The organism is Acinetobacter sp. CFCC 11171, from assembly GCF_003268405.1.
Lineage (GTDB): Bacteria > Pseudomonadota > Gammaproteobacteria > Pseudomonadales > Moraxellaceae > Acinetobacter > Acinetobacter amyesii.
Map to the genome: position 1 here is coordinate 1 of NZ_LQXP01000120.1, position 384 is coordinate 384.

1 protein-coding gene is annotated in these 384 nt (G+C 36.5%); it reads right to left on the reverse strand.

Annotated features, from left to right (window positions below; genetic code table 11):
* Positions 1-46 precede the first annotated feature (46 nt).
* Positions 47-384, reverse strand: a 338-nt coding sequence (locus AVJ20_RS18130) for an integrase core domain-containing protein (protein WP_162689822.1), incomplete at its 5' end; no start/stop codon positions are given.

The following is a 384-nucleotide window of genomic DNA, read 5'->3' on the forward strand; positions in this document are numbered from 1 at the left end:
TGTTTGAACAACTAAAAGCGTATTTATAAGTGATATTCCGCTCTAGTTAAGCCACCTTGTTTTGTTGGGGTAGCTGATCATAGTAAAACTCATTTGGTGTCATTTTGTCTAGACTCGAATGAGGTCGTTTCAGATTATAAAACTCAAAATATGCACTCAATTGCTTTTTCGCATCTGTGACACTGCTATAAGCTTTGAGATACACCTCTTCATATTTAACGCTCCGCCATAATCGTTCAACCATCACATTATCTACCCATCGACCTTTACCATCCATACTGATTTGAATGCCATTTGATTTCAATACATCAATAAATGCATCACTAGTGAACTGACTGCCTTGGTCTGTATTCAATATTTCAGGTGATCCATATTTTTCAATCG